13 protein-coding genes are annotated in these 14748 nt (G+C 33.9%); 11 read left to right on the top strand and 2 right to left on the bottom strand.

Annotated features, from left to right (window positions below; all coding sequences use genetic code 11):
• Positions 1–1092: 1092 nt before the first annotated feature.
• The 5 genes from C568_RS0113930 to C568_RS0113950 all read left to right on the top strand — a co-directional run bounded on the left by C568_RS0113930 (position 1093) and on the right by C568_RS0113950 (position 6450).
• The gene (locus C568_RS0113930) at positions 1093–1806 is read left to right on the top strand and encodes a response regulator transcription factor (RefSeq protein WP_006093449.1); all 714 of its coding nucleotides are present in this window, start codon (positions 1093–1095) and stop codon (positions 1804–1806) included.
• Positions 1803–2861: a sensor histidine kinase gene (locus tag C568_RS0113935; RefSeq protein ID WP_018765619.1), complete on the top strand. Its 1059-nt coding sequence runs from the start codon at positions 1803–1805 to the stop codon at positions 2859–2861. The genes C568_RS0113930 and C568_RS0113935 overlap by 4 nt, the downstream gene beginning before the upstream one ends.
• A 120-nt stretch (positions 2862–2981) precedes the next feature.
• Positions 2982–5285, top strand: coding sequence for a binary toxin-like calcium binding domain-containing protein (locus tag C568_RS0113940; RefSeq protein WP_018781887.1), 2304 nt, complete (start codon positions 2982–2984; stop codon positions 5283–5285).
• A 361-nt stretch (positions 5286–5646) separates the two neighbouring features.
• Positions 5647–5958, top strand: coding sequence for a heavy metal-binding domain-containing protein (locus tag C568_RS0113945; protein WP_000587631.1), 312 nt, complete (start codon positions 5647–5649; stop codon positions 5956–5958).
• A 222-nt stretch (positions 5959–6180) separates the two neighbouring features.
• A complete protein-coding gene (locus C568_RS0113950; protein WP_018781888.1) occupies positions 6181–6450 on the top strand; it encodes a hypothetical protein in 270 nt (89 codons plus the stop codon).
• A 153-nt stretch (positions 6451–6603) separates the two neighbouring features.
• Here C568_RS0113950 and C568_RS0113955 read toward each other — a convergent pair whose 3' ends face one another.
• Positions 6604–7398, bottom strand: a complete 795-nt coding sequence (locus C568_RS0113955) for an EcsC family protein (RefSeq protein ID WP_018781889.1) — start codon at positions 7396–7398, stop codon at positions 6604–6606.
• 361 nt (positions 7399–7759) lie between these two features.
• Here C568_RS0113955 and C568_RS0113960 point away from each other — a divergent pair, with 361 nt between their 5' ends.
• The 3 genes from C568_RS0113960 (at position 7760) to C568_RS0113970 (ending at position 10823) form a co-directional block, all read left to right on the top strand.
• Positions 7760–8449 carry a DUF4274 domain-containing protein gene (locus C568_RS0113960; protein WP_018781890.1) on the top strand — a complete coding sequence of 230 codons (690 nt, stop codon included), beginning with the start codon at positions 7760–7762 and terminating at the stop codon, positions 8447–8449.
• Positions 8450–8520: 71 nt separating this feature from the next.
• Positions 8521–10131: an ATP-binding protein gene (locus C568_RS0113965; protein WP_196813660.1), complete on the top strand. Its 1611-nt coding sequence runs from the start codon at positions 8521–8523 to the stop codon at positions 10129–10131.
• Positions 10131–10823: a response regulator gene (locus tag C568_RS0113970; RefSeq protein ID WP_006093454.1), complete on the top strand. Its 693-nt coding sequence runs from the start codon at positions 10131–10133 to the stop codon at positions 10821–10823. Before C568_RS0113965 ends, C568_RS0113970 begins: the two co-directional genes overlap by 1 nt.
• Before the next feature lie 126 nt (positions 10824–10949).
• Here C568_RS0113970 and C568_RS0113975 read toward each other — a convergent pair whose 3' ends face one another.
• Complete coding sequence (locus C568_RS0113975; protein WP_006093455.1) at positions 10950–12257, bottom strand: CitMHS family transporter; 1308 nt, start codon at positions 12255–12257, stop codon at positions 10950–10952.
• A gap of 254 nt (positions 12258–12511) precedes the next feature.
• Here C568_RS0113975 and C568_RS0113980 point away from each other — a divergent pair, with 254 nt between their 5' ends.
• From C568_RS0113980 to C568_RS0113990, 3 genes are all read left to right on the top strand, one after another.
• Positions 12512–12766: a hypothetical protein gene (locus C568_RS0113980; protein ID WP_006093456.1), complete on the top strand. Its 255-nt coding sequence runs from the start codon at positions 12512–12514 to the stop codon at positions 12764–12766.
• Between the two features lie 167 nt (positions 12767–12933).
• Entirely contained in the window at positions 12934–14208 is a 1275-nt protein-coding gene (locus C568_RS0113985; protein WP_006093457.1) for a right-handed parallel beta-helix repeat-containing protein, read from the top strand.
• Complete coding sequence (locus C568_RS0113990) at positions 14208–14726, top strand: nitrous oxide reductase accessory protein NosL (protein WP_006093458.1); 519 nt, start codon at positions 14208–14210, stop codon at positions 14724–14726. The genes C568_RS0113985 and C568_RS0113990 overlap by 1 nt, the downstream gene beginning before the upstream one ends.
• Positions 14727–14748: the final 22 nt, after the last annotated feature.

Raw genomic sequence — 14748 nt, forward strand, 5'->3', positions numbered from 1 at the left:
AAGAACAAAGAAGTAACCCCAGTATAATCAATTTTTGATTGAATCTATCTATATTCCGGTGATAGGAGGTGTTAGTAATTGAGTAAATGTAGCAATATTTCATTATATCAGTAACTAATTGTAACGTATTCATATAAAAAGACATTATAGGAACAACAAGATCGATTCCTAAAAATAAAGAAATTGAATAATATCAAGGCTAAAGATATCTTTTCTGCTGCATACAATTATGTTATTTCTTTCAATGTGTTAAATTTAATTGAAATAAAGTAAATTTAGATTAATGGAGAAATGATTGTATGTTAAACTACATTAAAATATGTTTAATTATAATTCGTTACACAACTTGCTACAAGAACATTAGGAGGATTAGAAAGATGAGGAAATTGAAAGCAAATATATACAAGTATGGAAAGGCTAATATCCTTTACTAAACAGGCTCATTTCAATGGAGGAAGTATTTGGAATTAATCCTGATATCGAAGAATTTCAAAAAGGATTGAAAATAGCGTTAGAGAAACAGAATTAATTTAATATGGGGAATTTGAACTTCATATAGCGTTTGAAAAAGCTACTTTTATTCAAGGGAGATTACAAATAGGATGGACTGTTGTGTATAGCGTAACTCAAATGTTTTTATAGTTATATAAACAGAATTGTTAATGTGACATAAAAATTATTGTGTAACTCCATTTTTATCCCGCATTAACGGACAGTAACACTCCCACCTCAAAATTTAGCGAAAGCAAAGAAGTTAGGTGGGAGATGAACTGTCCGAAAAAGCCCGATTCGTTCAACTAATAATCAGTGGGGGATGAAGAAAACCCCCACTGATTAAAGTTTCACTTTATTTTTAACATTCTTTAAAGATGGTAAGAAGCGAGAAATATCTTAGGAAGGCTATTTATATCAGCATTATTTCGTAAAAGCATAATAAAAATCATGTATTTTTATCCCGCATTAACGGGCAGTAAGACCCCCACCGAAAACAAAGAAGTTAGGTGGGGGATCAAGACCCCCACTGATTAAAATTTCACTTTATTTAGTGTGCTGTTATCGCAGTTTTTATAAGGAACAGAGGAGACTTAATGTATGAAAAAAAGAATTGTAATCATAGAAGATGAAGATAATATCCGAGAAATATGTAAACGGTACTTGGAAAGAGAAGGATATGAAGTATACACCGCTGTAAACGGAACAGAAGGTTGGAATGTATTTCAGCAATATCAACCAGATTTAATTATTCTAGACTTGATGATGCCGAAAAAAGATGGCTGGGAATTATGTGAGGAAATTCGCCAATACTCTAATGTCCCTATTATTATGTTAACCGCTAGAGGAGAAGAAAGAGATCGAATTTTAGGATTAACAATGGGCGCGGATGATTATGTGACAAAGCCGTTTTCACCTCGTGAATTAGTATTAAGGGTGCAAATTATATTAAGAAGAGGAAATCAAGCAACGATACAAGAGAAAGAACCTGTATCAGAAATGATAGAGTTCCTAGATTTGAAGATTGATCCAACGAAAAGACGTGTATTTGTTTGTGGACATGAAATTGAGTTAACAGTGAAAGAATTTGAGGTACTTTATATAATGGCAAAACATCCAAAACAAGTATTCTCACGATCTCAACTTCTTGAACAGATATGGAATTTTGAGTATGAAGGGTGCACAAATGCAGTAACTGTGTTAATGAGTCGTCTACGTGAAAAATTGGAGAAGCATACAACAAAGAATCGTTGGATTCATACAGTTTGGGGCATAGGATATCGCTTTGAGCCAGATGGAGGAAATGAAACATGAAGTTACGGAATCAATTGTTATTGATGAATTTATTAAGCACGGGAATCATAGTAATTTCGATCTGGTATAGTGACAGAAGAATGTTACTTAGACCGGAACAAACACGGCTATTAATAGGAATTGTGATGGTAGCGATGATTCTTTCAACGATTATTTACTGGTTAATGACACGTCCTATTATGAGATCTATTCAAAATTTAATTGCATTAACGAAACAATTTAGTGATAGACACTTTGAAACGATGTATATAATCGGGAAAGAACCAGAAGAGTTTAAAGAATTAGCGACAGCTTTTCAACAAATGGCTAAAAAATTAGAAGAAAGCTTTACTAAGTTAGAACAAGGAGAAAAAGCACGTACAGAACTAATTGCGAATATTTCCCATGACTTACGAACCCCTATGGCTAGCATACAATTGATGATAGAAGCGTTACAAGATGGTTTAATTGAAGATCCTAATATGAAAATGCAGTATCTAACAACAATCCTAAACGAAATTCAAAGATTAAGTGGATTAATTAATAATTTGTTTGAGCTTTCTAAGCTAGAACTTGGACAAGGAGCCTTTCATCCCAGTTTAACACATGTGGACAGCATTCTATTAGAAGTACTAGATTCCCATGCGATCTTATTGAAGGACAAAAATATCCATTTGCAATTGCACGTTTCGGATACATTGCCACGACTTTGGATTATGCCATGTAAAATAGTGCGGGTTATCAGTAATTTGTTACATAATGCGATTCGGCATTCCCCCACATTTGGAACAATCGAGTTAATTGTGGAGGAAAATAAACAAAAACAGCAAGTTACATTCATTTTGCGTGATGAAGGGGAAGGGATTTCTTACGATGATCAATTACGTATATTTGAACGTTTTTTCAGAACAGATCCATCAAGAAGTTCACAATCTGGAGGGTCTGGACTTGGACTCGCCATTGCAAAATCACTAGTTGAAATACACAAAGGAGAAATTGGTGTTCAAGATCGTTCGGATGGGAAACAGGGATGTGAATTTTGGTTTACTCTTCCCATTGCATCAGAAAAGAAATAATACGGTTGAAAGACTTTTGTAACATTTATGAGAGAGAAATGAAAGATTTGTTAGCTATGATGAAGTTAATCTTACTAGTAGATGTTCTAACTCATCTAGAAAACAAGGAGAAAAATGACGATGAAGAAATTAAAACCAACACTTAGTGTATTAGGTAGTGTAACAATGGCACTGACTTTGGCATCCCCTGCGTTAGCTGAAACAACACCTGAACAAGACGGAAAAGTGGAAACTTTTAAAGAAAATAAAAATATGAAGGAAGGGCAAAATATTATCTATGATGGTTCTGAAAAAAAGGGAATCATAATTATGGAAGAGCCTCAGGAAAATAATGACTGGGATAATGATGGCATTCCTAATGATGTAGAAGAAAAAGGGTTTAAAATTGTATTTAATAAAAAGACAGGGAAAAATGAAGCCCAACCATGGGATCAACAGCAAGACTTTGGTGAAAAGAGATTTATAACAAATCCTAGGAGTGCAAACTCAGATGGAGATCCTTTTACAGATAGCTATGAAGTGGAGCATTATGGCAGTGATTCTGATGTAGATTTCAATCCCATGATTGCGAATGTGCCAAATCTACAAATTGCTGTAAAACGCATCGATATTACTCCAGTTGCTAGTATTACAGATTCAAATGGTGAATCACGTACTAAGAGTTGGGAAAAAAGTTTATCGGTACAACATTCTTTTAATGTAGGTTTAGCTGGTGAAGCCGGTGCTGAGGGATCAGCAGCGGGTCCTGTACCTTCAGGAAAAGGATCGTTAAATGTGGGGTATGGTTATTCTAATACAAAAACAGAAACAGAAAGTATTTCTAATAGTTTTGATTGGTCAACAGCAACAACTGTTGATTCAGCTAAAGCAGCAAATGTGCGTTTCCATCTAGAATATAAAAATACGGGTACAGCATCTGCTGGGGATGTTTCACCTCACTTTAACATTCGATTAGGAAATAAAATTATCAATACTGTAAAGGCAACACAAGACCGTTATAAAGCAAACTTGTTAACTACAGAAAAAGGTGGAAACAATAAAACTGAAATTCTAATGGACAGTGTAGAAGGTCAAGCGGATGTGAAAATTTCCCTAACACTGGATGAATTAAAAGCAGTAGAACAAGGGGCACCTCTTTCTATTGAAGTATTGCCTACTAGTACGATGAATGTGTATACAATGAAAGATGGGAAATTTGAAAATTTAGGAGATTGGGCGCATTTTGCGTCTAATGTAAATGCTTCTACTACATTAGTAGAAACAAATTTGGGTTCTATACCAAAATTTAGAGTGTATACACCAAAAAAGGATAAAACAAAACCTGCTAGCGTTGATCATAATCTTTCATTGGACGAATTTTTTAAAAATAGCGGGATAGATAGTTATGCTTGGACAGCAAACGCTGTAGTAAATGGTCAGCTAAACAAAAATCTAGTTCGTTATGGTCCAAATCGTTCTCTTTTAGAACGAGGTGTGAACCTTGGTTTCTTTGATAACCGCGCACTACGACCAACTCTATCATATAGCAGTTATGATTATAGCAAGAAAAAGATTTACGCATCGGTTATACCAGGTTTATTTAATATAAGTGAAGAAATCTTTGTTACGGTTAATAATAAAGAAGGTAAGCAACAAAAGGTAAAATTAGTTCGAAATAAGAATTCAAATGTGTATGAATCTAAAGAGAATGAACCTGTAGACTTAGCAGTAAACAAAAGAGCTCTTGGAGAAACCCCAGTTAAGTTTGAACTCAATGATGTCCAAAATAATAAAACTGAAGTTTCTGTGCCTCTTGTTTCAAATAAAAGCTATCTAGAGGCTATCGATAAATTAGTAGTAGATAATTCCGGAGAACCTATTCTAGAAGGAAAACAGTACTATTTGAAGACGAATGTTAACATACGTGAAGGTGTACAGGAGGATTGGCACATTGGTTTAAGCCAAACAATTAATGGGCGATATGTACACTTTTCACCTCAGTCCAATTGGGATAGATTGAGACTCGGTCCTATACAAAAGGCAATACATGGAGCAGACATTCAAGCAACACCAGTAATGATAGAAAGAAAAGGACAGCCTAAACCAGGACAACCATTCAAAAAAGATGAAGAAGTGTTCCTTAAGTTTACTAACAGTAGTTATAGTGGTTACCAGTATTTAAATATTGGAAATGGTTATGATTATAACTGGTTAGATACTGAAAACAATAGATCTTCTATTAAATTAGACAAGCTTCCTAATGAGAAGAGTTTCTATCTAAAATCTGATTCTACTTATATCACATTTAGACAAAATAATTGGACTGCTAGTGTCGCAGATAATGGTAGCGCCCCAGTTGTAGCTTCTAGTGAGTTTATTTTAAAACCTGAGCATACAAATTCACCAGGTAATAACCATAAATGGGAATTAGAAAGTATTAAGTAAAGTAAGAGATTATAAGGCCGCAAGTATGGTTTTAGAAAACTTAACGACCTATGCATATTTGGAAGCTACGTGCGGTAACAATTAAAAAAGTTAAGTTTATCTCGTTAGTTGAGCGGACAGTAATACTCCTGCCTAAAAACAAAGAGTAGAAGTATTACTGCCTGTAAAATGCTAGTTGGTGAGGACTGATAATCAGTGGGAATGAAGAGTTTGCCACTGATTATCAGTCCTCACCTATGAAATCTTACAAACCTGTCATCTTTATGTAAGGTTATTAGATAGTTCATTTATTATTTTAATGTGATAATAAAGGTAGAAGAAATACCAGTAAATTTTTAGATATTATAGGAGAGTGTCAGTGATGATTATAACAACAACTTCAACGATTCAAGGAAAAGAAATTATTGAGTATATCGATATTGTAAACGGTGAAGCGATTATGGGTGCAAATATTGTACGTGATTTATTTGCTTCTGTTCGTGACGTTGTCGGTGGCCGTTCTGGTGCATATGAAAGTAAATTAAAAGAAGCTCGTGATATTGCAATGGAAGAGATGAAAACTCTTGCGAAGCAAAAAGGTGCAAATGCAATTGTTGGTATTGATGTAGACTACGAGGTCGTTCGTGATGGAATGTTAATGGTTGCTGTTAGTGGTACAGCTGTACGTGTATAAAATAAAAAGTATAATTGCTAAAGCACCTTGTTAAGAGTGAGGTGCTTTTTCTTTTTTGTAAAATTAGAAAGGTGAAACACCTGAAAGGAAATAATATCTTATTTTCTTTAAGTTACTTTAGTGTTTTTTTGCACCATTAATATTTCCAATTATGGTATATTTTTTAGCGGAAGAAGATGTTCAATTCATAATAAATATATTTTTAATAAAAAGGAGAATATTTTGTTAAAAAAAAGTGGGGTAACTACAAGTATATCGATTTTAATACCAGTTTTATTGATCTTACTCATAGTTAACTTTATAAATGAAATTATTTTAACTGTATTTCAGGGGATTTCTCTTGTTTTACCTTTATTTCTTTGTCCTATTGGATTTATTTTAGCTATTTTTTCTTATAAAGTAGATAAAAATAATGGAGCAAAGATTGGGATCGTATTAAATGTGTTAGTATTCTTAATTCCTTTTATTTTGCTGATACGGGGAACGATGTGATTTCTATTTTGGTTATATTTAAATAGAGTTACCTTCTCTAAAGGGGAAAAACGTAGAAAGATCTTTGATAATTTTTGAGGGATTCTGGTGCAAGAAATATATGTGGTATATTCTCTTTTATTATATCTTTGCACCAGCCCGCCTTTTTAGACACTATTTAGAAGTGTATTTCATTCCTTCTAGTCTATCTAGTACCCTTCTTTTCTTATAAAGCATCTTACCTACTTCAGCAATTTCTTCAATCGTTTTTCGATTTAAATAAGCACCAAAAATCATACCAGCAATGGGAATCATCTGAAATAGCTTCTTCCAACCGTAATTGTCACGATATACAGTAAACACTTCGCGCCATGATTTAATTTGGGACATACTGTCGTCGTGATTGACACGAGCATCAAAATGTTTTAATTCATGAAGAATGGTTTGTTTTCCTACAATATCAGACGAGGAAAATTGTAAGCATTTTACGATAAATAATCTCTCTTGAATATCTTCAGGATTATAACCGTAGCAAATTGCAATTTCTTGCAGAATGTTTAGTGACATGCTTAAAACAGCTGGAATATCAATTGCTAGGGTGAAAATGCCACCAAAACCAGTTGTGGCCCCTTGCGCAGTTGCGACAGATTTTCTATTTTCGATAATTTTATCAACGATTGTATCCATCTCACTTAAAAGGGATTTTTGAACATCTGTTAAAGAAGCTGCGTTTTCAAATTTCTTTATTGTTGTTTGTGGATGAATTAAATATTTACTTCCAGAATTGAGATATTGAATGAGCTCATCTAGTAAAATATTAATTTTCTTATGGATAAACTTTGGAGTTAACTTATCAAGAATAGTAAATGGAATTTTCCCCCACTTTTCAAAGAACCAAAGATCTTCCTGTTCTTTCTCCCATTTTTCAATGATTGCGATTTCCTGTAATAAAAGTTCTTTTGACTCCATTTTTCGCCCTACTTTCTTATAACCGTGTCTTTCTATTTTACTGGGTATTTTTTGAATAATAAATAAAATTCAGCGTTTGTATTTATATTGGATGCTGTAAATAAGAAAAAGAGATAAGAGAACCGGCTTGAAGGAAGTATAGAATTAGATAACGTAATACAGCATTTCAGTTGGGATTTCTTGTGTAGGAAGTAGATATACGAGTACAATAAATATGTTAGTTTTACTTAACTTTTAACATTTGAATAAGCTTAATTGATTTTTGTGAGGTATCCTTTTTTACTGATAAAGGGCTTAATCTATTTTTAGATATCAGTATTTTCTGTAAAAAAGAGACTTTAGTTCGAAAGTGGTGGATGAAATGAATATACTGTTTGAAGCAATTAAGAGTAAAAATCTTGAAAAAGTGATAGGAGCTATGCCAAAGGTGGATATAAATGAACAAGATCAGTTTGGAAGAACTTCTTTGCATTACGTAATTGTAAAAAAGGCTCCTATTGAAATATTCAAAGAATTACTAGCCTTCGGGGCGAAAACAGGCATAACAGATCGTTTACATGAGTCAGTACTTACTAAAGCAATTAAGTTTAATAATAAACAAGCTGTGAAGTGTTTAATCGAAAATGGAGTGGAACTGAATCATTCAGCCGGGATAAAGAAAACTCCTTGGTTTTTAGCAAGACATAATCCTGAAATAGCAGATTTATTATTGGAAACAAAAGGAGCTATTCGACTGAAATTAACAGAAAGCGAACAAGCAATCATCGATGGTTGTTTGTATGGAGAATCTGCTGAAGTAAATGTTTATTTGACTCACTTAAATACTCCGGAATTGTTACATGCTTTTGTATTACATTTTAATTGGGATGATGATTTACAGCTGATGAAAATGGTATTGCAACATGCTAATTGTCAGGAAATAACTGCTATTGAAATGTTTGATTTAGTAGATGGGGATTATTGGCTGAATCAGGGAGATAGTAGTGATGAAGAAAGGGAGTATGTAGATTTTGTACAACATCTTTTAAGGAGGTTTCCTAATATATTATAAGCTATTTTTTCATATTGTGATCTTTGTATTAAGGAGATTATACAGAGTAATGGGCAATGAAAGTTAGGGGAATGATTTTGAAGGTTAAAAAATTAAAATTACAGCCAAGAATTACATTGACGATTGGTACACTCATTTTCTTTGTTATTGTTTTAACGAGCTTTCTTTTTTACTATATTGTATCTGAAACGGTGGAAGAGCAAATTGGTAAAAGGGCATTACACGTTGCAAAAACAGTTGCTGCCATACCTGAAATTCAAGAAGCATTTCAGAAAGAAAACCCATCTGCTATTATTCAACCAATTGTTGAGAAAATAAGAGTAGAAACAGATGCCGATTTTATCGTGGTAGGGAATAAAGATGGGATTCGTTATGCGCATCCTTTGCGAGAGAGAATCGGAAAAGAGATGGTTGGTGGGGATAACGAGGGGGTTTTAACGGATGGGAAATCATATATTTCAAAAGCGACTGGGACGTTAGGTCTTTCTTTACGTGGGAAAGTACCAATTCGTGATCAGACTAATCATATTATCGGTGTTGTATCTGTTGGTTTTTCTATGGAGGATATTCATGAAGTGGCAGAAGCATACGGTAAGAGAGTATTTTGGATTGCTATTGCTGGGTTAGTAATTGGAATATTTGGTTCTATATATTTAGCACGTAGTATAAAAAAATTAATGTTTGGTTTTGAACCAGAAGAAATTTCCTCTCTATATGAGGAACATAGTGCTATCATCCAATCTGTACGGGAAGGAATTATGGTAATAGACAAAGAAGGTTGCATTCGTTTAGTCAATCAGGCGGCGTATGAAATTCTTTCTCTTGAAAAACATCAGACTATCATTGGGGATTCTATTTTGAAAATTATTCCGAACTCCTCAATATTAGAAGTGCTCCGAACTGGAGAAGAGCAATTTGATCGATATTTAAATATAAGGGGACAAGCTGTTATTGTAAATCGATTACCTATTAAAGTAAACAATGTGGTAATGGGAGTCGTTTCTAGTTTTCGCTTGAAGTCAGAAATGGATCAGTTAACTGAAGAACTATCTCAAGCGAGGCGTTATACAGAAGCACTTCGAGCGCAGACACATGAGTATAACAATCTTTTGTATACGCTTTCGGGTCTTATCCAATTAGAGTCATATGATGAAGCATTGGAGCTTATTCATAAAGAGACTGCTGTATACCAAGACTTTGTTCGGTTTATTATGGAACGTATACAAAATCCGTGGCTAGGTGGAATTTTAATAGGATTTTATAATCGAGCTAGAGAATTGAAAATTGATTTTATTTTAGATCGCGAGAGTAGTTTGCAAAAGTTAGGTTCGCATATTGATAGTAATCATGTTGTTTCTATTGTAGGTAATTTAATTACAAATGCATTTGAAGCAGTTGAATATAATCAGGGATATGAAAAGCAAGTTAGAATGTTTGTGACAGATATTGGAGAAGAGATTGTCATTGAAGTTGAAGACTCAGGTCTTGGGATTGATGATGAGGTAATTACATGTATATTTGATAAAGGCTTTTCGACAAAAGAAGGAGAAAAACGAGGTTATGGGTTAGCAAAGGTAAAAGAGTTAGTTGAAGATTTAAATGGGAGTATGGCGCTAGAAAAAGGGGAGCTAGGTGGTGCACTGTTTATAGTTGCATTGCCAAAGGAAAGAGGCGAATTGTAATGAACGAGGGGATTGAAGTACTGATTGTAGAAGATGATATTCGCATCGCAGAGATTCATCGTCGGTTTACTGAAAAAGTAGGGGGATTCAAGGTAATTGGGACTGCAACAACAGGAGAACAAGCGAAAGAGTGGTTAGATCTTGTCTCGCCGCAACTTGTTTTATTGGATGTTTATTTACCTGATATGCAAGGGACGGAACTTGTTACATATATCCGGCGTAACCTACATGATACGGATATAATTATGATTACAGCGGCATCAGAAGTCGAAATTGTCCGTCATGCATTGCGAGGTGGGGTGTCGGATTATATTGTAAAGCCACTTATGTTTGATCGTTTCAAAAAAAGTTTAGAAAACTATCAAAAAAAAATACAACAATTAAAACAAACTGAGCAACTATCTGCAGAACAAATTGAGCATTTGTGGTTTAAAGGACAGGTGGAATATAATCAAATTGTTTATGCCCCAAAAGGAATTGATCCTTTAACACTAATAAAAATTAGAAAATATGTATCTAACGTTGGACAAGAAGGAATTACGGCGGAAATGTTGAGTGTAGAAGTAGGCGTAAGCCGATCGACAGCAAGACGCTATTTAGAGTATTTAATTTCTGAAAAGACGGTTTATGCAGAACTTATATATGGAAATGTTGGAAGACCAGAAAGAAGATATTTTCAGGTCTCTTCATAAAGTGGAATTTTAACCAGTGGAAGTATTACTATCTACGAATAGCGGAGAAAAACATAGAATAGAAAAAGTAGAGACTTCTATGGTCTCTACTTTTTGAATAGGAAGGATGAGGATATTTATTTCATTTTATATTGGAATGATGCCAGTAATAATACCGACTATTAACATGACCATTGTTGTTCCAACTGCCCAAAGTAAAGTGAAGCGTTGATGTTCACCAAAATCAACCTTTGCCATTCCAACTAATAAATAAGTGGATGGAACGAGTGGACTTAATAAGTGAACTGGTTGTCCAAGGAGAGAGGCACGCCCCATTTCAGCGGCACTAATTCCATAAGCCGCAGCGGCTTTTGTGAGAATTGGCAATACACCAAAATAAAAAGCATCATTGGACATAAAGAATGTGAAAGGCATACTTATAATAGCTGTAATAATAGGAAGCTGTGGTCCGAGCGCATCAGGAATAAGGGCAACTAGGCTTTGTGCCATCGCATCTACCATTTTTGTCCCCGATAAAATTCCTGTGAAAATTCCAGCGGCAAATACTAAAGAAACAACCGCTAATACGTTTCCTGCATGAGAAGCAATACGTTCTTTTTGTTCTTCCAGACTTGGATAATTAATCATAACTGCAATAGCAAAAGCAACTGTAAATAATACAGGAAGTGGCATAACCTCTATGATAAGGCAGACGAGAAGAGCGATTGTTAATAAAAAGTTAATCCATAATAATTTGGGACGTTTATAGCTAGTAGCTTCTGTAGTTGCTGCTTGTTCATCCATCAGTGCCTTTTCTTTTTGTGTATATTGTATATCGACAATTCCTAAGCGCTTTCTCTCTTTTTTTCCAAGGAAGTAAGCAACAAAAACAACCCATATTGCTCCACCAATCATTGCTGGAATAAGTGGTGTAAATAACTGTGAAGCATCGAGAGTAAGTGCACTCATAACCCTAGCTGTTGGACCACCCCAAGGTGTAAGATTTGTAACCCCAGCTCCTAGCATAACAACTCCAGCTAATATAAGCGGATTCATTCCAAGGCGTTTATATAGTGGATACATTGCAGAAACTGTAATCATATATGTTGTTGTGCCATCACCATCCAATGAAACAATAATAGTAAGAATTGCTGTACCAACAACAATTTTTAATGGATCACCGTTTACAATCTTCAAGATTTTACTAATGATTGGATCAAATAATCCACTATCAATCATAATTCCGAAATATAAAATGGCAAACATAAGCATAATACCAGTCGGTGCTAATTTCTTAATCCCGTCTAGCATCATTGGTCCTACATTTGCATAAAATCCCCCAATTAATGCAAATATAATAGGAATTAATATTAATGCAACTAATGCTGACATACGTTTGGTCATAATTAAAAACATAAAGACAAAGACCATCGCAAACCCGAGTACCGCTAACATGTAATCTCCCCCTCTGAAAATGATTGCGCTTTCAACGAATGCTGAAAATTCAGAAAAACCTTTCTATTTATCATAAAGGATGGAATATGTATGGTAAATAATTAGAAAAATAACGTTATTAAACGCATAATCGTTATTTTGTTCATTTTGTTCATGAATTTTATTTTGAATTTTTAAAAATATAATGTGTTTATTGTAGGAGTGATAGAATAGATGAGAAAATAGAGAAGCGTGAAGTAGGGAGTAGATTTTGAATGAAAGCAATGATTGAAGAGATTTATAGTTCATATAAAGGAAGAGTAGAAGAGATTTTCGTTGATGAATCATCTTACGTATATGAATGGGCAAAATTAATGACGATTCGAAAAAATGACGGAACACTGGAGAAAGTAGCAGTGGGAATTAGTGGTCATATACGATCTGTAAATATAGAGGTTGGTCAGGAAATTGATATGGATACATTGTTACTTAAGTTAGAAGATGATTTATTGATTACGGGCTGCGAATGATAGAAGATGTGTAGAAATTGCTACACATCTTTTTTTTATTAGGAAAAATTCCATTTATTACAAAAAGTGCATTGTTTTTTCACAAATCTCACACAAATTTCACACAACTCTTTGGTATTCTCCTAAATGAGTAAGTAAATAGAATTTGATAGAGAAGGGAATTACATATGAAAATGATTCGATTTTCTTTTCTCTTATTTTTTGTATTACTTTGTATCCCATTTCGTATTCATGCTGAAACAACAATTCAATCACAAATTGATGATACTCCTGCGTACGGAACTGTAAAGCTAAAAAATGGTATGTATAATGAAACGATTGAAATATCAAAACCTATTACGTTGGAAGGAGAGAAAAATACGAAGATTCGTTTTTGTGGTAATAAACCTGTTATTAAGGTGAATGGGGAAAATGTTACTGTTAAACGACTAAAAATAGAGCAGTGTAAGAAAAGAGAGGGAACAGCCGCTGTATATGTTGCAGGAGCCGGGCATAATTTCACTGATTTAGAAATTCGTACACAGCAAATTGGGATGAAGTTGGAAGGTACTCAAAATACGAAAATCCAGAATAGCAGTATTCTAGGAGAAGCTAACGGTAATGGAATTGATTTATGGAAGTCCCATTGGAATCAAATTGAAAATGTTCGAATGAAAAATGTAAGGGATGGGATTTATTTAGAGCAAAGTGATAATAATCAAATATTAAGAAATTCCATTAGGCAATCTCGTTATGGTATTCACCTTATGTATTCTGATGGTACGAATGTGAGCAATAATATATCACAATATAATATAACTGGTGCGATGATTATGGGTACGAAAAGAACGACTGTAAAGGGAAATCAATTTATCAATAATAGAAGAAATGTTCATGCGCAAGGATTACTTTTGTACGATGCGATAGAAACAGAAGTTATGCAGAATCAAGTTACTAACAATAGAGTGGGAATGTATGTTGAAAAGGCGAAAGATAGTCGGATTATAAAAAACATCGTTACAAATAACTTTATTGGAGTGCAATTAAAAAATGCAAATGAAAATGAAATAGCTGAGAATACCTTTTTAAGTAATATCAATGGCTCACAAGCTGCGAAAAGCACGAATAATGTAATTCATCGTAATTATTGGGATGGTGCTTTAAAAGTAGATTTAAATCATACAGGTATTAGTGCATTACCTTATAAGGCTGATTCTTTTTTTTTAGTTTTAACGCAGGATATTCCTGAATACCAGTTGTTTTTTCATTCGCCTGGGCTGCTTGTTTTACAAAATTTAATCAAAATTCCAGATGAATCGATGTTAATTGATTATAAACCAAGTATGAGTATGCAGTTTTCGAAGATAGAAAGAGGTACAGAAAGTCAATTTGAAGCTTGGATTATTAGTGTAAGTATGTTGCTTATGGGAAGTATATTGTTCTTTTTAGGGAGGAAGTATTGATGAAAATAAAACATGTTGTATTTGTTATGTGTATGTGCCTAGTATTTGCAGTGGTAGGGTGTGGAAAGAAGGGCGCAGAGCCAGTCGCGGTCGATGAAAAAAATGATAAGTGTGATGTTTGTAATATGGCAGTAATGGATAATCAATTCGCAACGGAAGTTATTTTAGAAAATGGTAAAGCGCTAAAATTTGATGACATTGGTTGTATGTATAAATGGATGGACGAACATAAAAATGAAAAAACACAAGAAAAATTTGTTCGAGATTATCATACCAAGGATTGGATTTCATTAGATAAAGCTACTTATGTGTATGATAAAACAATTAAAACGCCAATGGCATACAATGTAATTTCTTTTAAAGAGAAAAAAGATGCTGAAAACTTTGTATCTAAACATGCTGGAAAAGTCCTTTCATATAAAGAGTTAACGGATCATAAATGGGAAATGAATAAAGAAATGATGGGGAAAATGAAGAAGGAGCATGGGAAAGAGAATAACTCAGGGCACTCCCATTAATATGAAATAAAATGGAAAGAGG

This window comes from Bacillus sp. 95MFCvi2.1 (genome assembly GCF_000374965.1).
Lineage (GTDB): Bacteria > Bacillota > Bacilli > Bacillales > Bacillaceae_G > Bacillus_A > Bacillus_A pseudomycoides.

Excerpts from the sequence above, each read along its gene's own strand:
- C568_RS0113930 (WP_006093449.1), top strand. The coding sequence starts at position 1,093 with ATGAAAAAAAGAATTGTAATCATAGAAGATGAAGATAATATCCGAGAA.
- C568_RS0113935 (WP_018765619.1), top strand. The coding sequence starts at position 1,803 with ATGAAGTTACGGAATCAATTGTTATTGATGAATTTATTAAGCACGGGA.
- C568_RS0113940 (WP_018781887.1), top strand. The coding sequence starts at position 2,982 with ATGAAGAAATTAAAACCAACACTTAGTGTATTAGGTAGTGTAACAATG.
- C568_RS0113945 (WP_000587631.1), top strand. The coding sequence starts at position 5,647 with ATGATTATAACAACAACTTCAACGATTCAAGGAAAAGAAATTATTGAG.
- C568_RS0113955 (WP_018781889.1), bottom strand. The coding sequence starts at position 7,398 with ATGGAGTCAAAAGAACTTTTATTACAGGAAATCGCAATCATTGAAAAA.
- C568_RS0113960 (WP_018781890.1), top strand. The coding sequence starts at position 7,760 with ATGAATATACTGTTTGAAGCAATTAAGAGTAAAAATCTTGAAAAAGTG.
- C568_RS0113965 (WP_196813660.1), top strand. The coding sequence starts at position 8,521 with ATGATTTTGAAGGTTAAAAAATTAAAATTACAGCCAAGAATTACATTG.
- C568_RS0113970 (WP_006093454.1), top strand. The coding sequence starts at position 10,131 with ATGAACGAGGGGATTGAAGTACTGATTGTAGAAGATGATATTCGCATC.
- C568_RS0113975 (WP_006093455.1), bottom strand. The coding sequence starts at position 12,257 with ATGTTAGCGGTACTCGGGTTTGCGATGGTCTTTGTCTTTATGTTTTTA.
- C568_RS0113980 (WP_006093456.1), top strand. The coding sequence starts at position 12,512 with ATGAAAGCAATGATTGAAGAGATTTATAGTTCATATAAAGGAAGAGTA.
- C568_RS0113985 (WP_006093457.1), top strand. The coding sequence starts at position 12,934 with ATGAAAATGATTCGATTTTCTTTTCTCTTATTTTTTGTATTACTTTGT.
- C568_RS0113990 (WP_006093458.1), top strand. The coding sequence starts at position 14,208 with ATGAAAATAAAACATGTTGTATTTGTTATGTGTATGTGCCTAGTATTT.